We start from the raw sequence: 21,371 nt of genomic DNA, 5'->3' as shown, positions 1-21,371 counted from the left end.
TCGACTGTCAGTCAGAACAGCCCCGGGAAGTGCCGCCGTCGTGTCACCGAAGTCATTTGGAGGGCACCATGGAGTTCATGATCAGCGGACGTAATTTGACGGTCTCAGACCGCTTCCGCGAGTATGCCGACGAGAAGATCTCGAAGATTGCGTCGTTGGGGGACAAGGTCCAGAGGGTAGACGCGAAGGTTTCCAAGGAGACCAAGGCCCGCCAGACCGATGAGATGCTCACTGTCGAGCTGACAGTCCTGGGCCGCGGCCCCGTGATCCGGGCCGAGGCCAGCGCCGCGGACAAATTTGCCGCGTTCGATCTTGCCTACAACAAGCTTCTTGAACGCCTGCGCCGGGCGAAGGACCGCAAAAAGGTCCATCACGGCCGGCACACCCCCGTGGCGGTGCGCGAAGCCACGGCGTCGCTGGAACCGGCCAGCACCAGCGCACCCCTCTACGAGGAAGCGAGCCGCCGGCAGGAGGCCCAGACGACTGAATCGGTGAAGTCGCCGTATGACGTGGAGAACGACATTCCCGCCGGGGACTCCCCGGTGCTGATCCGTCGCAAAGTTTTCACCGCAGCGTCCCTGACCCTGGACGACGCCGTGGACAACATGGAGCTCGTGGGTCACGATTTCTATCTGTTCGTTGACAAGGAGACGAAGGCACCCTCTGTCGTCTACCGCCGCGAAGGCTGGACCTACGGCGTGATCTCCCTTGACCAGACCTGCGAGCCGGGCGAGGCTCCACTGGAAGCGAAGGTCATCGCGTACCGTTCCGAGGATGAGCCCGCCAGCACCTAGACTGGTGCGGACCATCCAACGAAGGGACCGACGTGCACGAATCGCTGAGCCTTAACCAGGCCCGGCGGATCGCATTGGCAGCCCAGGGATTGGACAAGGTACGGCCCGCCGGACCCGTGAGTGCACGGGCGGTGGGCCGTACCTTTGCCCGCCTGCACCTGGTCCAGATCGATTCCGTCAACGTGCTGTCCAGGAGCCATTACCTGCCGTTCTTCTCGCGGCTGGGCAACTACGACCGCGGCATCCTGGACCGGATGGCTGGCACGCATCCGCGCCGCATGATGGAGTACTGGGCGCACGAGGCAAGCTTCATCCGGCCCGACCATTTCCAGGACCTCGTGCAGTGGCAGCGCCGGAAGTGGGTGGGGGCACACGCCATGGACCCGCAGCTGCGGAACGGGATCGCGTCGCGGGTGCTGGAGGTCCTCGCTGCTGGCAAGCCCATGACCGCGGCGGAACTCACGGGCCGCCTCGGGCACGTTGAGGACCAGCAACAGGACAACTGGGGCTGGAACTGGAACGTCGTCAAGAGGGTCCTGGAGCACCTCTTCGAGGAAGGTCTGGTTTCCTCGGCTTCCCGGACCGAGTCCTTCGAGCGCCGCTACACCCTGACAGCCAAGGTCCTGACCCTGGAACAGGAGGGCCCGGACGGGAACGGGGCGGATCCGGAAGCCGCGATGGACCGGCTGATCGACGCCGCCGCCCAAGCCCACGGGATCGGCACCGTCCGGTGCTTCGCCGATTATTTCCGGGTACCGCTCAAAGCGGCCGCCGTGTCCGTAGGGAACCTCGTCGAGGCCGGGCGGATACGGCCGGTCGTGGTCACCGGCTGGGACAAGCCGCTCTACCGGCACGTCGAGGCGAAGCTGCCGCGCACTGCGACCGGCAGGGCACTGGTGAGCCCGTTTGATTCGCTGGTCTTTGAACGCCGCCGGCTCGAGGCACTGTTCGGCTTCCACTACCGGATCGAGATCTATACCCCCGAGCCGAAGCGCCGCTTCGGCTACTACGTGCTGCCGTTCCTGCTCCGGGACGGGATGGTCGCCCGGGTAGACCTCAAGGCCGACCGTGCCCGCGGCCTTCTCCTTGCGAGGGCCGCCCACGCCGAGCCCGGTGCGCCGGCGGACACCGCCGTCGAACTCGCCGCCGAGCTGCAGCTCATGGCAGAGTGGCTCCAACTGGACCGGGTGGTCGTAACCCTCACGGGGGATCTGGCGCCCGCGCTTGCGGAGGCCGTCGCCAGGACAACCAGCGCGGTATCCGCTGTGAGGGAACAGGCGTAGCGGCCATGCGTCTCTCCCGTAGACTAAACACGCCAGAATTCGGCAGCTTGAGACTGGGAGCATCTTCACGTGGCATCACTTATTGAAAAACTTCTCCGCACGGGTGACAAAAAAACCCTGAGGCAACTGCGGAACTATGCCGATTCCATTAATGCCCTTGAAAGCTCCTTCAAGACCTTCACCGACGCCGAACTGCGCGAGGAGACGGACAGGCTCCGCGCACGCCACCTCGACGGCGAAAAGCTGGACGACCTCCTGCCCGAGGCATTCGCCGCCGTCCGCGAAGCCTCTTCCCGCACCCTTGGCATGCGCCACTTCGACGTCCAGCTGATGGGCGGCGCCGCGCTCCACCTGGGCAACATCGCCGAGATGAAGACCGGTGAAGGCAAGACCCTGGTGGCCACCGCTCCGGCCTACCTCAACGCCCTCACCGGCAATGGCGTGCACGTCATCACCGTGAACGACTACCTCGCCGAATACCAGTCCGACCTCATGGGCCGCGTGTACCGCTTCCTGGGCCTGACCAGCGGCTGCATCCTCGCCAACCAGGATCCCGCCGTGCGCCGCGAGCAGTACGCGGCCGACATCACCTACGGCACCAATAACGAATTCGGCTTCGACTACCTGCGCGACAACATGGCGTGGGACAAGTCCGAGCTGGTCCAGCGCGGCCACAACTATGCCATCGTCGACGAAGTGGACTCCATCCTGATCGATGAGGCCCGCACGCCGCTCATCATCTCCGGTCCCGCCCAGGGCGACACCAACCGCTGGTACAGCGAGTTCGCCAAGGTGGTGCTGCGCCTCAAGCCCGAGACCGACTACGAGGTCGATGAAAAGAAGCGCACGGTGGGCGTCCTCGAGGCCGGCATCGAAAAGGTGGAGGACTACCTCGGCATCCACAACCTGTACGAGTCGGCCAACACCCCCCTCATCGGCTTCCTGAACAACGCCATCAAGGCCAAGGAACTCTTCAAGCGGGACAAGGACTACGTCATTCTCGATGGCGAAGTCCTGATCGTCGACGAGCACACCGGCCGCATCCTCGCCGGCCGCCGGTACAACGAGGGCATGCATCAGGCCATCGAAGCCAAAGAAGGCGTCGAGATCAAGGCCGAAAACCAGACGCTGGCCACCGTCACGCTGCAGAACTACTTCCGTATGTACGGCAAGCTTGCAGGCATGACCGGCACGGCCGAGACCGAAGCCGCCGAGTTCATGAGCACCTACAAGCTCGGCGTTGTCGCCATCCCCACCAACCGCGACATGACCCGCATCGACCAGGCGGACCTCGTCTACAAGAACGAAGCCGTCAAGTTCGATGCCGTCGTCAAGGACATCGCCGAACGGCACGAAAAGGGCCAGCCGGTCCTGGTCGGCACCACCAGCGTCGAGAAGAGCGAGTACCTGTCGCGGTTGCTGGCCAAGGAAGGCGTCCGGCACGAGGTCCTCAATGCCAAGAACCACGCCCGGGAAGCTGCGATCGTGGCCCAGGCGGGCCGCAAGGCTGCCGTCACCGTGGCCACGAACATGGCCGGCCGCGGTACCGACATCATGCTCGGCGGCAACGCGGAATTCACCGCCGTCGCGGAACTCGCGAAGCGCGGCCTGGATCCGGAGGAAAACTCCGTGGAATACGAAGCGGCCTGGCCCGAGGCTTTCGAGGCTGCCAAGCAGGCTGTCAAGGACGAGCATGAGGAAGTCCTCGACCTTGGCGGGCTGTACGTCCTCGGCACCGAACGGCACGAGTCCCGACGCATCGACAACCAGCTGCGTGGCCGGTCCGGCCGCCAGGGGGACCCGGGCGAATCACGGTTCTACCTGTCGCTGACCGACGACCTGATGCGCCTGTTCAACTCCGGCGCGGCCGAACGCCTGATGAACAGCTCCGTGCCCGACGACGTCGCGCTGGAATCCAAGCTGGTCTCCCGCGCCATCGCCTCGGCCCAGGGCCAGGTGGAGGGGCGCAACGCCGAACAGCGCAAGAACGTCCTGAAGTACGACGACGTCCTGAACCGCCAGCGCGAAGCCATCTACGGCGACCGTCGCCGCATCCTTGAGGGCGACGACCTCCACGAGAAGGTCCAGTTCTTCCTGGAGGACACCATCACAGCCTTCATCGATGAGGCGACTGCCGAAGGAACAGGCGACGACTGGGACTTCAATCTGCTGTGGTCGAACCTCAAGACCCTGTACCCGGTGAGTGTGACTCCGCGGGATCTCATCGACGAGGCCGGCGGCAAGTCGCGCATCACGGTGGACTTCCTCAAGGAAGAGATCCTCTCGGACGCCCGCCTGGTCTACCAGGCGCGTGAAGAGGCGATCGGCGCCGAGAGCATGCGTGAGCTCGAGCGCCGCGTGGTCCTGTCCGTGATTGGACGAAAGTGGCAGGAACACCTCTATGAGATGGATTATCTGAAGGAAGGCATCGGCCTTCGCGCGATGGCCCAACGCGATCCCCTGGTCGAGTACCAGCGCGAGGGCTTCATCATGTTCCAGGCCATGATGGAGGCCATCCGGGAGGAGAGCGTGGGCTTCCTGTTCAATCTCGACGTCGAGGTGACCCCGGCCGAAGACGTCGTGGTGGCCGACGCCGCCGGGGAGCACACAGAGCACCACGAGCCGCAGATCCGCGCCGCCGGACTGGAAGCCCCGGAGAAGCCCGCGCAGCTCCAGTACACCGCCCCCGGCGAGGACGGCGCTGCCCAGACCCGGGTCGAGGCCAAGACCTCGGGCCGCTCCGGCAACCCGGCCAAGGCCGCGGCGCAGGACGCCCCGCGCCGCGCGAACAAGAAAAAACGGCGCTAAGCCTGCCGGCCCACGAGCAACCTGCAGCAATGAAAGAGGACCGGAACTGTCGTTCCGGTCCTCTTTCGTTGCACGCTATCCTCCTTTCCTGTACCCCCCGCAGCTTGGATCAGCCGATCTCCAGCACGGTCACCCGCCAGAGGAGCTGGCTCCGTTCCAGCCGGAGCGCCACGGCCCGGACCCGCAGCTCATCGACCACCACGGCACTGGCCTCATAAACGTCCTCGGACACCTTGCAGGCCCGGACCGAGCGCACCGACGGGTTCCGGTGCAGCCGCCCGGCTGTGGGTGAGCTCCCGGACGCCACCCGCCGTGTCAGCGCCGCACGGTGCTGCAGGGCGGCGAGACAGCGCTCGTCGAGCCGCCGGGCGAGTTGCTGGGCCGGTCGGGTACCGGCCAGGACCTCGATCGCGGCCTGGACAGTGCCGCGGCAGATCGTGCAGATCTCCCGGCCCTCGTCCACGAGCTGCAGCGGCACACGACGGGGCCTTCGTGCCGGGGCCGTCGTGTGCTCGCTGGCCCGTGGCGGAGCGGCACCGGCGTCCACCACGCGGAGGGGCGGCCGGAGTGATGCTGGGGGTGCCGCAAGGGCGCGACTCCCGGGATGTGCGGTCATGACGGTTCCTTTGCTGGTGGGGGCTACTGGATTTTGGCTGAACTGTGGCATGTCGGTTGAAGGGTGGCGCTGCGGGGTTGTGGTGGCGGAGTCCGCGTCCTGGCGTCGGCCGTCACTCGCCGGCGGGAAGCTTGAGGACCTGGCCCGGACGCAGGAGGTGGGGGCTCTCGCCGATCACTGTGCGGTTGGCCTGGTAGAGCCGGGGCCATTCCCTTGCGATGTCGACGTCCGACGCCAGGGGCCCGAGCCGTGCCGCGGCCAGGCTCCAGAGAGAATCCCCCGGCCGGACGGTCACTTCGGCCACGGCCGTCGGCCGGTTCCTGGGGGCGGAGCTGCCGGGCCGCCAGGGTGCCGGGCTCCACTGCCGGAACCCGTGGCGTCCAGGGCGGAGTGATGTCAGGGCCCGTTCCGGAGCTTCCCAGCTCGGGAGTGGTCCCGGACTCCGGAAGGGGCGCGGGGGCGGCAAGGACCCGCAGGGGTCGGGGGAGAACCAGACCGTCGACAGCCGCCGTTGTCGGCGTCCAAAGTGCGGAGACAACCGGGCGGGGTACGGGATCCGGGCTCGGCGGTGTGGCGGCGGTGGCCAATGGTGCGGCGAGGAGCTGGAATCCGATGGCGGCGAAGGCGAGGCGGCGCATGAAAGCCGGGCTGAACCTGCCCGTCACCGTGGCGGCACCGGTTCTTCCGCTGCGCTCCAGCAGCGCCGAGGCCACCGCGACGGTGAGGGACATGGCCCACCACGTGATCACGATCAGGCCGGTCGTGTTGGCGGCGATCCCGAGCTGATCCTCGAACGACAAGGACTGCTGCCGCGCCGCGGAGGAGCGCCAGCGCTGCGCCAGGCTGCCCCCGGATCCCGCCAGGGACAGACCCAGCAACAGAATCACGACGGCCATGGTGGCGTCGGCCGCCGGAAAATACCGCGCCCCGGATTGCTCGGGTGCAGTCTGCCCACCGCCCATGATGCTCTCCTCCGCTTGATTTAATGGTGTGTGATACATTTTGATGCCATTTGATGTTGTTATTCGAGTGTGATCCTAACGATCACGATTTGTCTAGGCCCTTGCGGGAGGGTGTGGATTGACCCCGGATCATGCCGCGCCTACGCTGGCGCCATGCGTTGGGACGCCCTCTTCACGGACTTGGAGGCACAGTTGGCCGCCGGCGGTCGGCTGAATCTCGACGCGGAGATCGCGGAGCGGATGCGCGCCGAGGCATCGGGGGTGGAACTCGCGGACAGGCTCCGCGGATCGTTGGGCCTCCGGATCGGCGTCCACGTCTCGTCAGGGTCGGTGTTCGAGGGCACGCTGAGTCATGCAGGGAGCGAGGCGCTGGTCCTGCACGACGCGCGCCACCAGGTTTTGGTCCCCTACGCGGCCGCCGTCAGGTACGTGGGGCTCGCCCGCCTGGCCGTCGGGGAGCCCTCCAGGGTGCGACAGCGGCTCGGCCTCGCAAGCGCGCTGCGGGGCCTGGCGAGAGACCGCACGCGGCTGTCGGTCCTGGCAGTGCGCGGCGCCGGGGCGGAAACCACATTGCACGGGGTGATCGACAGGGTCGGGCGGGACCACCTGGACCTGGCCGTGACGGAGGACGGGGAGGACCGGCGGCCGTCCAACGTCCGCGGGATTGTCACGATTCCGCTTTCCGCCGTGGCGGCCCTCAGATCAGCCCGGAATGCGGAGGACTAGGGGTTCAGACCGTCTTCGACTTGGACTCGGCGATCATGCGGCTGGCTTCGGCGTAGCGTTCCTCGATGTATTGCTCGAGCATCTTTTCCTCCACACGCCACTGGCCTCGGCCGCCGACCTGGATGGCCTTGAGCTGGCCGCTGCGCACCAGCGCATAGGCGGCCGGAGCATTGATCTGGAGCTGCTCGGCAACATCTGCCAGGGTGAGGAATCGGGGCATGACTCCATTTTGCCACCGATGGGTTTGCCTGGTGTGGTTATCCACAATTTGCATGCGTTTGGCCGCGCATCTTCCCGACCGGGCCGGAAGACGTCACAATGATGTTTCCCGGCACCACTGGCCGGACGGTGACAACGAGGGGGCGGCGCATGAGCGTGGGCACGGTGACCGCCGGTGCGCGGCTGAAGAAACCGTCCTGGAAGGACCCCCGGCTGGTGGTTGGGATCCTGCTTGTGCTCGCCTCGATGGCGGGAGTCATCTCCCTGCTCGGGGCCGCCGACCAGACCATGGAGGCCTATGCCGCGCGGGAGTCGATCGCCGTCGGCGAGCAGTTGACGGAGGACAAGCTGCACCGGGTCAAGGTCCGTCTCGGCGACCTGGAGCAGCGTTACCTGACGCCGGAGGCCGGCCTGGCCGGGGGGCTGGTCGCCGTTCAACGGATCGGCAAGGACCAGCTGGTCCCGCGCGACAGCCTCGGTGAGCCCGACCTGCTCGACCGCAAGCCGGTGGCGGTCACCATTGACGAGGTCTTACCCGGCCAGGCCGTGGCGGGCTCGCGGGTGGACGTCTGGGTGGCCCTGCCCGACGCCCGCAACGGCTTTAGCCCACCCACCCTGCTGCTCCCGGGAGCGGAAATCGCCCAGATCACCGCCGGCAGCACCGCACTGGGGTCGGCACGGTCAACCGTCGTGCTGGTCCTGGTCAGCGACAGTCAAATGCCGCAGCTGCTGGGCGCTCAGGCCAACAAGGCCAAAATCTCGGTGGTCTGGAATCCCGGTGGCCCGTCCCGATGAGCATTCCGGTCGTGACGGTAGGTCATTCGAGGGACGACCTGGTCGGCGGGCTGGAGCGCCTCCATGGTCCGGTGTCCGTCGTCAGGCGATGCCGTGAGCTGGCGGAACTCCTCGCCGCCTGCCAGAGCGGTCTTGCTCGGGCAGCCGTCGTGGCCGAGGGAAGCCAGGAGCTGACGGCGTCGCTGGTGGACCGGCTGTCCGCGGTGGGGGTGGCGGTCCTGGCTCTGACGGACAGTCCGGAGGAGGCAGCCAGGTTGCGGGGGATAGGGGTGGCCGCCGAGCTGCCCGGTGTTGATGCCGCCGCCCTCGCCGGCAGCATTATGGGTGCCGTGGCGCAATTGGGCGGGGCTGTACAGCCGGCCCTGGGCGCGGACCTTGCCTTTGGCGCCGGAGCCGACTTCCGACCGGCCGGCGGCGGCCCCGGGCAGGGACCGCCGGACGCGGGAACGGGGCAGATCATTGCCGTCTGGGGTCCGGCCGGCTCGCCGGGCCGGACCCTCGTGGCCGCCAATATCGCCGGCGAACTGGCCGCCACGGGAAAGTCCGTGCTGCTGGTGGACGCGGACAGCTACGGTGCCAGTGTCGCGGGCGTACTGGGACTGCTGGACGAAACGGCCGGGCTGGCACAGGCCTGCAGGCTGGCGGATCAGGGCCTCCTGGATGGTGACGCGCTGCGCAGGGTCGCCACTCCGGTGGCGACCAAGGCAGGGACCTTCCTTGTGCTCACCGGGATCACCCGGGCGGACCGCTGGACCGAACTTCGCGCCGCCGCCCTCGGCCTCGTGCTGGACCGGGCCCGCGCGGTCGCCGACGTAACGGTCATCGACACCGGATTCTGTCTGGAAGCCGATGAGGAGCTGAGCTTCGATACGATGGCTCCACGCCGGAACGCCGCCACCTTGCGAAGCCTCGACGTAGCGGACACCGTATTTGCCGTCGGCGCCGCGGACTCCATCGGTGTGCCGCGGCTGGTCCGCGGCCTGGCCCAGCTGGAAGCCGCCGTCCCACAGGCGACGCCGCGGGTGGTGATGAACAAGGTCCGAACCGCGGCTGTGGGCCGCTCCCCGGAGCGTCAACTACGCGACGCATGGGATCGCTACGGGCCCGGAAGCACCCTGTCCGCTTTCCTTCCGGCGGATGCGGCGGCAGCTGACGCGGCGCTGCTGGCGGGCGCGTTGCTGCTCGAAGCGGCACCGGAATCCCCGCTCCGGAAAGCCATCGCGGCGTTGGTTTGTGCACCTGCCCAGCGAAAACCGAAATCCTCTGTCTTTTCTTCCACAGCAAAGCTCTGGTCAAAGAGTTAGGCTCGCCATAAGAGCCGCAATGATGCGGCCAGCAACTTTTTGATGGAGGCGTTTGTCGATGTCGTCTGGGTCCAGCGTGGAGGATCAACCCGTTTCGATCGGTGCCGGGGAAGGGTATCTCGGGGATTACTACGAGCACCTGGCCGAGGAGGATGCCCGGGCGTACGCGCCGGAGGTCCTGACAGCCAGGGCCGAGACACACCGGCAGGTCGCGGCCCAGCGGCAACCGGGTGCTCCCAACATCGTGGTCGTTGACGAACCCGACTGCAGCGTCGTCTACATCGTCACGGACGATATGCCGTTCCTGGTGGACTCCGTCAACGCGGAACTGGTCCGGCAGAAGTCGCCGATCCATCTGGTGATGCACCCGTTGTTCGTCGTCACGCGGAACGGCGCCACCGGTGAGCTGGTCAAGATTGCCCGCGTTCCCTCACACCTCGGTTTCTCCAGCGGCGATACTGCTGCGATGCCGAACCTCTCCCACCTGATTGCCGACGGTGACAACGCCTCGCACATGGAATCGTGGATCGCCGTCGAAATCGACCGGGCGGACGAGGCCAGGCATGCGGACCTCGTGGAAGGCCTCGGCCGCGTCCTGGGCGGAGTCCGTGCCGCCGTCGAGGACTGGCCGAAGATGCGGAATAAGGCGCAGGAGATCGCCCAGGACCTGGACAAAATCGCCAACCCCGCCCAGATCGTGGAACTGCGCCAGGCGCAGGATCTCCTGCGCTGGCTGGACGACGGGAACTTCACCTTCCTGGGCTACCGCGAATATGACCTCATCAACGAATCCGGCGAAGACGTCCTCGAACCGCGCGATGAGAGCGGCCTCGGGCTGCTGCGCAGTGGAACTGCCACGCCGCACCAGATCCAGCACCTCACCGAAACGGGGCGCAAGAAGGCGCGGGAAAAGCGCGCCCTCGTGATCACGAAGGCCAACTCCCGGTCCACCGTGCACCGCCCGGCTTACCTGGACTACATCGGCGTGAAGAGCTTCGATGCGGCCGGCAACGTCAATGGCGAGCGCCGCTTCATCGGGCTCTTTGCCACGACCGCGTATGCAGGCTCCGTCCGCGACATCCCGGTGGTCCGCGAGAAAGTGGCCGCGGTATTGAGCGATGCCGGCTTCCCGCCGGACTCCCACTCCGGCAAGGACCTGCTGGGCATCCTTGAAACTTACCCCCGCGACGAGCTGTTCCAGATTGAAATCCCGGACCTGGCCGCCATTGCCACCGGCATCCAGCGGCTGCAGGAGCGACGCCGGACCCGGCTGTTCCTCCGCCCGGACATCTACGGCAGGTTCATGTCCGCCCTCGTTTATCTCCCGCGGGACCGTTACACCACGAACGTGCGCCTGCGCATCGAAGAGGAACTACGGGAGACGTTCAATGCCGTGTCCATCGACTATGAGGCCCGGATGACCGAGTCCGCGCTGGCACGACTCTTCTTCCGCATCCGGCTCCCCAAGGGCGCCGACGTCAGCAACATCAGCAGCGACGAGCTGGAGAAGCGTCTTGTCCGGGCCGCACGCTCCTGGAGCGAAGGCATCTCCGAGGTCCTTCGTACCCGGGGCGGCGGTGCCGGGCTCGCTGCGGCTGCCGCAGGCGAAACGGCCGCCGGGCTCGAACCCGCTGCCGCAGGCGAAACGGCCGCCCAGGACTCCGCGGCCGGTGACGTCACCGCGAAGGAACTGGCCGCGATCTGGGCCGAGGCCTTCCCGGCCAGTTACCGGGTCGACTACGAAGTGGAGGATGCCCTGCAGGACATCGCCCGCTTCGAGAAGTACGGTGCGGCCGCCGAGCGGGCCGGCAAGGGCGTCCGGGAAGAGCCCGGCGTCCACGTATACCTTCCGGATGGCGCCGGCGCCACGCTGGAGGAAGACGCCCGGGTCAAGCTCTACATGCTGGAGCCCAAGAGCCTGAGCCAGATTCTGCCCTACTTCCACAACCTCGGCCTGGAGGTGCTGGACGAACGTCCCTTCGAGATCGAGACGGCAGACCAACGGGACTTCTTCCTGTACGACCTGGGCCTCAAGTACCCGGCCGGGGTGGACCCGCTGACCACGGGCCAACGGCTCGCCGAGGCGTTCGGGGCGGCCGTATCCGGGGCCGTGGAATCGGACAGCTTCGACCGCCTGGTGCTGCGCGAGGGCATGCACTGGCGGCAAGTCGTAGTGCTGCGTGCCTACGCGAAGTACATGCGTCAGATGGGCAATACGAACTCCTTTGAATTCATTTCGGATACCCTCTTGGGCAATCCGGAGGTCACCCGCGCGCTCAACGCCCTGTTCGCGGTCCGCTTCGACCCCTCGCTGGACGAAGCGGAACGCAGGACCGGGCAGGACGAGGTGCGGGCCGAACTGGACGCGGCGATCGATCAGGTTGCGACCCTCGACGCCGACCGGGTGTTGCGCACCTTCGCGAACCTGATCCAGGCCACGTTGAGGACGAACTACTACCAGAACAAGACCCACGTCAGCTTCAAACTGAATCCCGCCGTCATCGACGGCCTGCCGTTCCCCAGGCCGATGTTCGAGATCTGGGTCTACTCGCCACGGGTCGAGGGTGTGCACCTCCGCTTCGGCAAGGTGGCGCGCGGCGGGCTGCGCTGGTCGGACCGCCGCGAGGATTTCCGCACCGAAATCCTCGGCCTCGTCAAGGCACAGACGGTCAAGAACGCCGTCATCGTCCCAACCGGCGCCAAGGGCGGGTTCTACGCGAAGCAGCTGCCGGACCCGGCCATGGACCGGAGCGCCTGGATGGCCGAAGGGATCGAAAGCTACAAGACTTTCATCCGCGGCCTGCTGGACATAACGGACAACCTCATCACGACGCCGGACGGGGAGACGCTCGTTGCGCCGGCCGACGTCGTGCGCCACGACGACGACGATTCCTACCTTGTGGTCGCAGCAGACAAGGGCACGGCGTCGTTCTCGGACATCGCCAACGGACTGGCCGCCGAATACGGCTTCTGGCTCGGCGACGCCTTCGCATCCGGCGGCTCGGTCGGATACGACCACAAGGCCATGGGCATTACCGCCCGCGGCGCCTGGGAATCGGTCAAACGCCACTTCAGCGAGCTGGACCTCGACACCCAGTCCGAACCGTTCACCGTAGTAGGCGTCGGCGACATGTCAGGCGACGTTTTCGGCAACGGCATGCTCCTCTCCAAGCACATCCGCCTGCTCGCGGCCTTCGACCACCGGCACATCTTCCTCGATCCGACCCCGGACGAGGCGGCATCCTTCACGGAGCGCCAGCGGCTCTTCGAGCTTCCCCGCTCGTCCTGGGACGACTACGACAAGTCGCTCATCAGCGAAGGCGGCGGCGTGTTCGCACGCCAGGCCAAGTCGATTCCGGTCTCGGCACAGGTGCGCGAAGCGCTGGGGCTGCCGGACGGCACCACTCGGCTCAGCCCGCCGGAACTGCTCCGCGCGATCCTGCTCGCCCCGGCCGACCTGCTGTACAACGGCGGCATCGGCACCTACGTCAAGGCCAGCACCGAAACGAACGCCGAGGTCGGCGACAAGGCCAACGACGCCATCCGCGTCGACGGCCGGGAGCTGCGGGTCAAGGTTGTCGGCGAAGGCGGCAACCTGGGCATGACGCAACGCGGGCGCATCGAGGCGGCGCTGCAGGGCGTCATCCTCAACACCGATGCGATTGACAACTCGGCCGGTGTGGACTGCTCGGACCACGAGGTCAACATCAAGATCTTCGTGGACCGGATGGTGGCCGCGGGGAAGCTCGAGCCCGCCGAACGCTCAGGATTCCTGTCCTCCATGACTGACGAAGTCGGGCGGCTGGTGCTTGAGGACAACATCGACCAGAACATCCTGCTGCTCAACGACCGCATGCGGGTCTCCGAGTGGAGCCCCAGCTACGAGCGCCTGATGGACTGGCTCGAGAAGTCGGCTGACCTCAAGCGCGACCTGGAGGCACTGCCGACCACGGAGACGCTGAAGGAACGCCTCGAACAGGGCCAGGGACTGACCTCCCCGGAGCTGTCCGTGCTGGCGGCCTACGCCAAGATCGAGCTCACGACGGCGCTGCGCGACAGCACACTGGCCGACGATCCATGGTTCCGCGAGACGCTCCGGGCATACTTCCCGAAGCAGCTGCGGGAACGGTTCGACGCCGAACTGGACACCCACCCGCTGCGCCGGGAAATCATCGCGACCGTGGTGGCGAACGACATGATCAATATGGGCGGCATCACCTTCGCATTCCGTGCGATGGAGGAGACCTCGGCCACCGAGGCCGCCGTCGCGAAGGCGTTTGTGGCGCTCCGCGAGGTCTATGAACTGGACATCATGATCGGCGAGCTCAATGAGCTGCCGGCGTCCTTCCCGACCGAGCACTGGAGCACGGTCCACCTCGACATCCGCCGGCTCCTGGACCGGGCCGTGCGCTGGGTCCTGAGCCAGAGCAACGCGTCCCGGCCGATCGCCGAGACCGTCGCGGAGTTCAAGCCGCTGATGGACCCGATGCGCGCACGGCTCCTCGACTACCTGCGCGGCGATGACCGTGCCCGGGTGACCGCATGGCTGGAGAAGGCGCGCGGCTGGGAACTGCCCGAAGACCTCGCCCACCGCTGGGCGGAACTGTTCGAAAGCTTCGTGCTGCTGGATATCGCCAAGATTGTCCACGTCAGCGAGGAGCCCGTGGAGAACATCGCGCATGTCTACTACACCGTCTTCGACCGCTTCCACGCGGATTCCCTGCTGGAACGAATCACCAAGCTGCCCAGGAATGACCGCTGGCAGGCACTGGCGCGCGCGGCCCTGCGCGACGATCTGTACTCAACAGTGTCAGATATGACGATTGCCGTGCTCGAGACGACGCCTGCCGAAGCACCTGCCGAGGAACGGCTGACCCTGTGGGAGAGCCAGAATGCCGATCAGCTGGACCGGGCCAAGAGCATGTTCGACGAGGTCAATGCCCTCGAAGCCGATGACATGGCCTCCCTGTCGGTAGCATTGAGGCTCTTGAGGTCAATCGTTCGACGCTAAAGCACCCTGGTGCCGGCCGCGTCGCAAATGGAGGTGCTGTGGCAATCTTTACGGACCCTATCAGGGAGCATGCCGATTTCGGTCCGGGGGATGCCGAGTGGCTGCACCTCCTGGTCGGCGACTGGCAGATGGTCGCCGACCTGGCGTTCGCGGACCTGGCGCTTTGGTTCCCGCACCCCGAGTTCGGCTACGTCGCGCTCGCGCACGTCCGCCCCTCCACCACGCATACGGTGTTTCACGCCGACTTCGTGGGGGAGGGGATCCGGTCGGACCTGCAGCCGTTGGTCGACAAGGCCTGGGAGAGCCGCGCGATTGAGCGCTCCAACGAGACCAACTGGAGCAGCGACATGGCCTTGCGAGTTGAGGCCGTACCGATGGTCCGCAACGGCCGGACGCTCGCCATCGTCACGACGCATATGGATCTGTCCAGCTCCCGCATGCCATCCCGGCTGGAACTGACCTACCGGCAGTGCGCCTACGACCTGTTGCGGATGGGAACGCTGGGGCTGTGGCCCGACTTTGCCTCGCCCACGGGCTCCCGCCGGGGCGCGCCCCGGGTCGGTGACGGCCTCATCCGGCTCGACGCGGAGGGAATCGTCCAGTACGCCAGCCCTAATGGCGTGTCTGCCTTCCGGCGCCTCGGCGACGGCGAGTCCCTCGAGGGCCGGAGCCTGGCCGAGGTGACGGCGGGGCTCCTGAAGGACCGGCGCCTGGTCGATGAAACGCTGCCTCTGGTGGTCACGGGACGGATGCCGTGGCGCAGTGAAATCGAATCCCGCGGGGTCAGCCTCTCGCTTCGGGCGATCCCGCTGCGGGACGAGGAGCACCGGTTCGGGGCGCTGGTGCTGTGCCGCGACGTTTCGGAGCTGCGGCGGCGGGAGATGGAACTCGTCACCAAGGACGCCACGATCCGCGAGATCCACCACCGGGTCAAGAACAACCTGCAGACCGTGGCGGCGTTGCTGCGGATGCAGTCCCGCCGCATGGTCAGCGACGAGGCCAAGCAGGGGCTCGAGCAAGCCATGCGCCGGGTGGCGACGATCGCCCTGGTGCACGAAACCCTGTCCCAGGGCCTGACCCAGAGCGTGGATTTCGATGAGCTGATCGGGCGGCAGTTCCGTCTGTCCGCCGAGGTGGCGTCTCCGTCGCAGCAGGTAAAGACGCAGCGCTCCGGCCTGTTCGGCGAGCTGCCGAGCGACTTCGCCACCCCGCTGGCCCTCGTGATCAACGAGTTGGTGACCAACGCCGTCGAACACGGGCTGGAGGGACGCGCGGGCACCGTCTCACTGATCGCGGACCGCTCGGAAAGTGAGGACGGCGACGAACTCCTGACCGTGACCGTAGCAGACGACGGTGTGGGCATTCCCGAGACGCCCTACGTGGAAGGCCTGGGCCTGCAGATCGTCCGCACCCTCGTTACGAGCGAGCTTGGTGGAAGCATCCAGTGGACAGCACGGGACGGCGGCGGCACGGCCGTGCAGATCGTCCTGAGCTTGGCCACCAACTAGGCCGGGCGACAAGAAAAAACAGCAAGGGCCGCAGACCTGGGGTCTGCGGCCCTTGCTTCTGTCCCGCCCGCGGCGGGACCTCTGGCCCGAAGGCCGAAAAATTTAGGAGGCGCGGCGGGCGCGTGCTGCGCGGCGCTTCAGGGCACGGCGCTCGTCTTCGCTCATGCCGCCCCAGACGCCGGCATCCTGGCCGGACTCGAGGGCCCACTGCAGGCACGTGTCTACCACCGGGCAACGCCGGCATACGCTCTTGGCTTCTTCGATCTGCAGGAGGGCAGGGCCGGTGTTTCCTACCGGGAAGAACAGCTCCGGGTCCTTGTCAAGGCACGCTGCGCGGTTACGCCAATCCATGCTGATCAGTCACTCCATTCGTGGGAACACATCAAGGGGCTTTGTGAAATTATTCACTAGAGGCTTCATAAGAAAGGGGCCCTCTGGGGCCCCCTCGGTCATCTGAATTAAGCGTGTCATGTTAACGCTGTGTAAACAAGGGGTAATAGGCCTTGAAATGCCACGGAATCGTGAGCGATGCATCACATTGGCTGGCGGCGCCTTTACCGTTAGTCGACTATGTCCGGTACTGTGCCAGTGTGTCAAGACCCCCTGAGACCCCCCCCGCAGCTCCCGGACCAGGCGTTGACGGCCCGGAAGGCCCAGGCAGGCGGGGTGTCGAGCGGCCGGCTGGCATCGTTGTTCTGACGGTAATCGTGGCGCTGGAAGCCGCCGCCCTGCTTACTGCTGCCGGTTGGTACGGAAGCCAATTGCTGACCGGTGCCCCGGTTCTCTCTTTCTGGGGTGCGGTATTTACTTTGGGCCTGCTCCTCGCTTTTGCCGTGTGGCTCTTTGCCGTAGCCCGGTTCCTTTTCCGCGGGTACCGCTGGCCCCGGGCGGGTGCCCTCGTGGCCCAGCTGTTCGTCCTCACCATCGGCTTTCCCACCCTGACGGGCGGATACCCGCTGGCGGGCCTGGCCATGGTCGTGCCGGCGGCCGCGGCGATCGTGCTGCTGTTCGACAAACGGGTCATCGCCTTCGCTTCCAGGCTCGGCGGCTCACCTCCGGCCCTGTAGCCGGTTGCCGTTACTTCGCAGCATCCGGTGCGGCGCTGCCAGCAGCGGGGTCGGCCAGCTGCACGGCCAGGGGCTGTCCGTCCGAAATCAGCACAGCCCGTCCCGGCGGCGGGCTGGCCTCCAGTTCGAACCGGACCCCGAAGAGATCGCCATCCAGCAGGCTTCTGGGGCAGATCAGGATTCCTGTTCCCTGACGACGCGCGCACTGCGCGAGCGGGACGCGTTGCTGAAGCGCCGGACTGAAGCCGGCGGTCAGGACCACTGTCCAGCCGAGGCTGTTGAGTCCGAGCAGTTGACGGTTGGTGTCCTCGGACTGAAGATCGACGTCGTCGGCCAGCAGCACCGCCCCGGGATTTAAGGCGCCGGCGCGGGCCCTCGCGTGGAGGTCGGCCCAAAAGTCCGCCGGATCCGTGCCCGTGGCAGGCCGCAACCAGCCGCCCGCCGGGGAATTCAGAGCCGGCAGGGCTGCCAGCAGAGCCGTCTTGCCCGAGCCGGGACCGCCCAGAACGGCCAGGACGCTGCCCGCCCGGAGCGTGATCGAGACCGGTCCGAGCTCATCTCCTCCCACTCCGAAGCACAGGGGCACGTGCGCCCGCTGCTCCCGGATCCCGGGGGCAGTCTCTTCCCGGGCAGGTCTGCCCAGCCCGGCGAGCACTTCGGATACGCTGATCCGCTGCGGCAGTGCCTCGACCCTGAAGGGCGCCTGCAGCACAGGCGACCGGGGACGCGCCTGGAGTCCACGCGGCGGCGGTCCATAAAGCTGGGCTACGTGCACCAGCGCCGAGGTGGTCCCGAGGAAGGGGCCCAGGACGGCCACCCGGCCGGGAAGAAATTCCAGAGCGGGCAGACGCGGCCAGGCGATCCGTTCGTCATCGGAGCTTCCGGCGGGAAAGAAGATTCGGTTGGCAATGCCGCCGAAGATCCGTGACGTGGTCAGTTCCCGTTCGCCGGCGATCAGGACTGCGATCCCTGCCCTGGCGCCGTCGCGGACGATGTCCTGGAGCAGGTCTTCGCCGCGGGCCAGCGGGCCGGAGCGGAAGGCCGAGACCCAGTAGCCCCAGCCGCACACGGCCAGCACCAGCCGAGGGCGGGGAATGCCGGGCGCGCCCAGCCGGCGGATCATTTCGCCGGCCACGCGTTCCAGCACCCGGACCGCACGCCGCAGTTCGTGGGGGCCCGCGACGGCGCCCACCCGGGGTGACGCGACGGTCCGGCTGGATGAGCCGGCAGCATCGAGGATGTAGAGGTGCGTTTCGTGCTCCGCGGCCAGCAGCTGGTCCACCACCAGCGCCAGGGCCGCGTCAACGCCACCCGGGTCCGTGCCCGATAGCCCGCCGCCCGCCAGTGCGCTGCCCGAGACCGTGCCCGCTGCTCCGCCGACAAGTCCCAGGTGGCCGTGATCATCCGGGCGCCAGCACAGCTCGGCGAGACGCTGCTGTTCGGGCATGTCCAGCCACCCCAGCCGGACTGCGCTGGCGGCCGGTGTATCGACACCGGGATCCGCGGACGGAAACGGCAGCAAAGCAGGGAGCGTCCCCGCGACGGGCCGGCGGGGCAGGGTGCCGCAGCCCGCCGTCCACAACCTTCGCGTGACCCCGGCGAGTGCTGCCGCTTCCTGAGCCTGGGTCCGGGCGGCCTGCTCACTTGCCGCGCTGCCCTCCGCGGGTGGGCGGCAGAGCCGCTCTGCGGCTGTCAGTACAGTCACTGTTCGTCCGACGGGCGGGGACCGGTCCGGCGTGAGGGTAGCCGACTGGAACTCCTGCGGCGGTTCGGTCCCTTTGACCAGAAAGGCGCGGCCAGGCGTGGCGATCGGGATGTCCGCCGCGTGCGCCGAGTTCATCACGTCGATCGATTCCATCCCGGACTGGACCCGCAGGACGACGCGGCTTGTGACGTTTGCCCGGATGTCGGCGGTGATGGACCCCTGCGGACGCTGGGTGGCCATGATGAGGTGGAGTCCCAGGGACCGGCCGATGGCCGCGATCCTCATCAGCTCGGACAGGGCGCGCGGGGCTTCGTCCACCAGCATCCTGAATTCGTCGATGACGATGATGAGGTGGGGGAGGGCGGGAAGGTCCCGGTCCAGTGCACGGTATGCGATGAGATCGCGGGCCCGGGCGGACGCGAGCAGTTGTTCCCTGCGGCGGACCTCGGCCCGCAGCGAAACCAGGGTGCGGTCGATTTCCTGCAGCCCAAGGTCGCTGAGCATTCCCACGCAGTGCGGAAGCCCGGTCAGGGGGCCGAGCCCCGAACCGCCCTTGAAGTCCACGAACAGCAGGTTGATGCGGTCCGGCGGGTAGCTGGCAGCCAGGGCGGCGACCATCGTGCGGAGAAACTCAGACTTGCCCGAGCCGGTGGTGCCTGCCACCAGGAGGTGGGGGCCGTCCCGCTCGATGTCCAGGTGGACGGTTCCGTTCCTGCCCAGGCCGACCGGAACGGCCAACCCGGTGGTGTCCGCTGATGGTGACCAGCGGCGGGCGACCTCGGCGGAGCTGAGCGGCAGGATTCCGGCCAGGGCAACGACGGCGGTCATGGCGGCCTGCGGATCCGTGTGCGGGGTCCCGGCCGATCCCAGCCGGCGGCAGATGTTGTCAAATACCGGACTGGGGACAAGGTCAGGGAGGAAGGGGACAACATCGCGGCCGCGTGTCAGCCGGGCGGCCCGCCCTCCGAGGACAATGGCGTGGGTGTCCGGGGGACCGGCGTGGGGCACGCAAAGGATCACCTGCCAGCCATGGCTGGCCGCCTTGGCGCTCAGAGCGGCGGCCCCGGAGGCGTCAGGACGAGGCCCAGGGATGGGTCCGCCGGCAGAGCCGAGGATGATCAGCACGCCACGGTCGCACCCCGGACCGGGGCCGGCGCCCAGCCGGGCGGCGGTTCCGGACTCGTGGCAGGAAAGCGTCAGGCGGGGAAGGAACCGTGCGGCGAGAGGAAGGTATTCCGGGGGGCCGTGGACCAGGACATGCGTCCGGTGTGCGGCGGGATAGGCGGCGAGCTGCACGAGACAGGAGCGGACCAGCCCGGCAACTGCTGCGGGCGGCCCGAGGACCGAGGTGACCGCGGCGGCCGGGTCCAGCGTGAGCGGCATCAGACCCAGCGGGGGTGCGCGGAAAGCTGGATCCGCCGGTTCCGACCTGATGTTGGCCAGTTGCTCGGCAAGCCCGAGTCTCAGCCAGACGGCACCGGACTGAGCGACCTGCGGCCCGCAATCCGGCTCCGGCCGGGCGCTGCCGGCGCATAGCTCGGCCGCGGACGGCGCTGACCGCCGTCGTCGGTCCCTGTCCTTCCGCAGGGCCGCGCCGAGGGCCGCCTTCAGCCCCCGGCGTTGTTTCCGGCCCGCCACGGCCGGGATCAGGAGGGATGCCGCCGAGGCCAGGCTGAAGGCGAGGAACATCCACAAGCCGGTGGTGACAGCCAGGCCGACGCCGATGGCCAGGGGCAGGGCCGCCACCAGCAGGACGGTGGCGCGGCTGCCACCGGAGTGGGAGCTGATCACGGGGCTGCCAACGGGGAGCGGCTCGGCCACGCTGCGGCCCGCGGCGTCACACACCCCGGAGGACGCGGAATCACCGCCGAAGAGGAGGGACATCGTGGAATGGCCGCACCGGATGACCGATCCGGTGGTCACGACCGCCCGGTGCACGCGCTCGCCGTCGACCGTGGTTCCGTTGGCGCTGCGCAGGTCCTCAAGGGTCACCGCCGAGTCAGAGACGTCCAGTTCCGCGTGCTCACGGGACAGCTCGGCGTCGGGAAGGACGAGGTCCGTCCCGCTGCGCCCGATCCGGAACCGCCCGCGTCTTAGCGGGACGATGGTGCCGGCGCCGGGCCCGCTGTGCACGGCGAGGAAGAGTTGCGGAGCCGCCGGGCCGCCCCCGGCGGTCCCGTGGCCAGGGACCGCCCGGGCCGCCGCCGCGCCGTCGACCAGGACCGCGCCGTTCCGCAGCGGCGCGTCACCGGCGCGCAGGGTCCGGACGGGGATCCCGCCCACGCTCAGCTGACCCGTCCCGTAGCGGCGCGAGATGGCTTCCTGGAGGACCGTACCGGGGCACTCCGCGGGCACCTCGACGGCGAGTTCGATCGGGCCGGCCGGGAGCGTGGAACCTGGTGCCGGCAGCAGGGTGCAGTGCAAGATCACCGCGAAGAATCCTTTCTGGAGAGCGGGCTGTACTCCACGCTAGAAGCGGCATCGGGGCGACGATCCGGGGATTACGTGCCATGTGGATAAGACCTCCCGTCCGCGGTGCCGATCGAGCCTCGGGTAGGCTAGAGCAGCAGACA

At 67.5% G+C, this 21,371-nt stretch carries 15 protein-coding genes; 10 read left to right on the top strand and 5 right to left on the bottom strand.

Annotated features, from left to right (window positions below; translation table 11 throughout):
* Positions 1–68 precede the first annotated feature (68 nt).
* The 3 genes from hpf (at position 69) to secA (ending at position 4,885) form a co-directional block, all read left to right on the top strand.
* The gene (gene hpf / locus OM977_RS13850) at positions 69–794 is read left to right on the top strand and encodes a ribosome hibernation-promoting factor, HPF/YfiA family (protein ID WP_264354505.1); all 726 of its coding nucleotides are present in this window, start codon (positions 69–71) and stop codon (positions 792–794) included.
* A 32-nt stretch (positions 795–826) separates the two neighbouring features.
* Positions 827–2,077, top strand: a complete 1,251-nt coding sequence (locus OM977_RS13845) for a winged helix-turn-helix domain-containing protein (RefSeq protein WP_264354504.1) — start codon at positions 827–829, stop codon at positions 2,075–2,077.
* Between the two features lie 69 nt (positions 2,078–2,146).
* Entirely contained in the window at positions 2,147–4,885 is a 2,739-nt protein-coding gene (gene secA, locus OM977_RS13840) for a preprotein translocase subunit SecA (RefSeq protein ID WP_264354503.1), read from the top strand.
* 109 nt (positions 4,886–4,994) lie between these two features.
* Here secA and OM977_RS13835 read toward each other — a convergent pair whose 3' ends face one another.
* A complete protein-coding gene (locus OM977_RS13835) occupies positions 4,995–5,501 on the bottom strand; it encodes an Rv3235 family protein (RefSeq protein WP_264354502.1) in 507 nt (168 codons plus the stop codon).
* A gap of 112 nt (positions 5,502–5,613) precedes the next feature.
* Positions 5,614–5,805: a LysM peptidoglycan-binding domain-containing protein gene (locus OM977_RS13830; protein ID WP_264354501.1), complete on the bottom strand. Its 192-nt coding sequence runs from the start codon at positions 5,803–5,805 to the stop codon at positions 5,614–5,616.
* Between the two features lie 332 nt (positions 5,806–6,137).
* Here OM977_RS13830 and OM977_RS13825 point away from each other — a divergent pair, with 332 nt between their 5' ends.
* On the top strand, positions 6,138–6,287 hold the full coding sequence (locus OM977_RS13825) for a hypothetical protein (protein WP_264354500.1): 150 nt from the start codon (positions 6,138–6,140) through the stop codon (positions 6,285–6,287).
* A gap of 329 nt (positions 6,288–6,616) precedes the next feature.
* Entirely contained in the window at positions 6,617–7,189 is a 573-nt protein-coding gene (locus OM977_RS13820) for a hypothetical protein (RefSeq protein WP_264354499.1), read from the top strand.
* Between the two features lie 4 nt (positions 7,190–7,193).
* Here OM977_RS13820 and OM977_RS13815 read toward each other — a convergent pair whose 3' ends face one another.
* Positions 7,194–7,409, bottom strand: coding sequence for a helix-turn-helix domain-containing protein (locus OM977_RS13815; protein WP_264354498.1), 216 nt, complete (start codon positions 7,407–7,409; stop codon positions 7,194–7,196).
* A gap of 149 nt (positions 7,410–7,558) precedes the next feature.
* Between OM977_RS13815 and OM977_RS13810 the strand changes: the two genes are divergently transcribed.
* The 4 genes from OM977_RS13810 to OM977_RS13795 are packed head-to-tail and all read left to right on the top strand — an operon-like array spanning position 7,559 to position 16,026.
* Positions 7,559–8,203 carry a hypothetical protein gene (locus OM977_RS13810; protein ID WP_264354497.1) on the top strand — a complete coding sequence of 215 codons (645 nt, stop codon included), beginning with the start codon at positions 7,559–7,561 and terminating at the stop codon, positions 8,201–8,203.
* Complete coding sequence (locus tag OM977_RS13805) at positions 8,200–9,507, top strand: AAA family ATPase (protein ID WP_264354496.1); 1,308 nt, start codon at positions 8,200–8,202, stop codon at positions 9,505–9,507. The genes OM977_RS13810 and OM977_RS13805 overlap by 4 nt, the downstream gene beginning before the upstream one ends.
* Before the next feature lie 58 nt (positions 9,508–9,565).
* Entirely contained in the window at positions 9,566–14,518 is a 4,953-nt protein-coding gene (locus OM977_RS13800; protein WP_264354495.1) for an NAD-glutamate dehydrogenase, read from the top strand.
* Positions 14,519–14,556: 38 nt separating this feature from the next.
* Positions 14,557–16,026: a sensor histidine kinase gene (locus tag OM977_RS13795; RefSeq protein ID WP_264354494.1), complete on the top strand. Its 1,470-nt coding sequence runs from the start codon at positions 14,557–14,559 to the stop codon at positions 16,024–16,026.
* A 102-nt stretch (positions 16,027–16,128) separates the two neighbouring features.
* Here the strand turns inward: OM977_RS13795 and OM977_RS13790 are convergent, their stop codons facing one another.
* Positions 16,129–16,377, bottom strand: coding sequence for a WhiB family transcriptional regulator (locus tag OM977_RS13790; protein ID WP_003804966.1), 249 nt, complete (start codon positions 16,375–16,377; stop codon positions 16,129–16,131).
* A gap of 239 nt (positions 16,378–16,616) precedes the next feature.
* Here OM977_RS13790 and OM977_RS13785 point away from each other — a divergent pair, with 239 nt between their 5' ends.
* A complete protein-coding gene (locus tag OM977_RS13785; protein ID WP_442960655.1) occupies positions 16,617–17,093 on the top strand; it encodes a hypothetical protein in 477 nt (158 codons plus the stop codon).
* A 10-nt stretch (positions 17,094–17,103) separates the two neighbouring features.
* On the opposite strand, the gene OM977_RS13780 is transcribed toward OM977_RS13785, so the two are convergent.
* Positions 17,104–21,228: an FtsK/SpoIIIE domain-containing protein gene (locus tag OM977_RS13780; RefSeq protein WP_264354493.1), complete on the bottom strand. Its 4,125-nt coding sequence runs from the start codon at positions 21,226–21,228 to the stop codon at positions 17,104–17,106.
* Positions 21,229–21,371: the final 143 nt, after the last annotated feature.

The organism is Pseudarthrobacter sp. MM222, assembly GCF_947090775.1.
Taxonomy (GTDB): Bacteria; Actinomycetota; Actinomycetes; order Actinomycetales; family Micrococcaceae; genus Arthrobacter.
The sequence above is the reverse complement of the archived record's forward strand: the minus strand, read 5'-3'. Positions and strand labels throughout refer to the sequence as shown.

Bases quoted from the DNA above. Each gene is read 5' to 3' on its own strand.
- hpf (WP_264354505.1), top strand. From the start codon at position 69: ATGGAGTTCATGATCAGCGGACGTAATTTGACGGTCTCAGACCGCTTC.
- OM977_RS13835 (WP_264354502.1), bottom strand. From the start codon at position 5,501: ATGACCGCACATCCCGGGAGTCGCGCCCTTGCGGCACCCCCAGCATCA.
- OM977_RS13825 (WP_264354500.1), top strand. From the start codon at position 6,138: ATGAAAGCCGGGCTGAACCTGCCCGTCACCGTGGCGGCACCGGTTCTT.
- OM977_RS13820 (WP_264354499.1), top strand. From the start codon at position 6,617: ATGCGTTGGGACGCCCTCTTCACGGACTTGGAGGCACAGTTGGCCGCC.
- OM977_RS13815 (WP_264354498.1), bottom strand. From the start codon at position 7,409: ATGCCCCGATTCCTCACCCTGGCAGATGTTGCCGAGCAGCTCCAGATC.
- OM977_RS13810 (WP_264354497.1), top strand. From the start codon at position 7,559: ATGAGCGTGGGCACGGTGACCGCCGGTGCGCGGCTGAAGAAACCGTCC.
- OM977_RS13805 (WP_264354496.1), top strand. From the start codon at position 8,200: ATGAGCATTCCGGTCGTGACGGTAGGTCATTCGAGGGACGACCTGGTC.
- OM977_RS13800 (WP_264354495.1), top strand. From the start codon at position 9,566: ATGTCGTCTGGGTCCAGCGTGGAGGATCAACCCGTTTCGATCGGTGCC.
- OM977_RS13790 (WP_003804966.1), bottom strand. From the start codon at position 16,377: ATGGATTGGCGTAACCGCGCAGCGTGCCTTGACAAGGACCCGGAGCTG.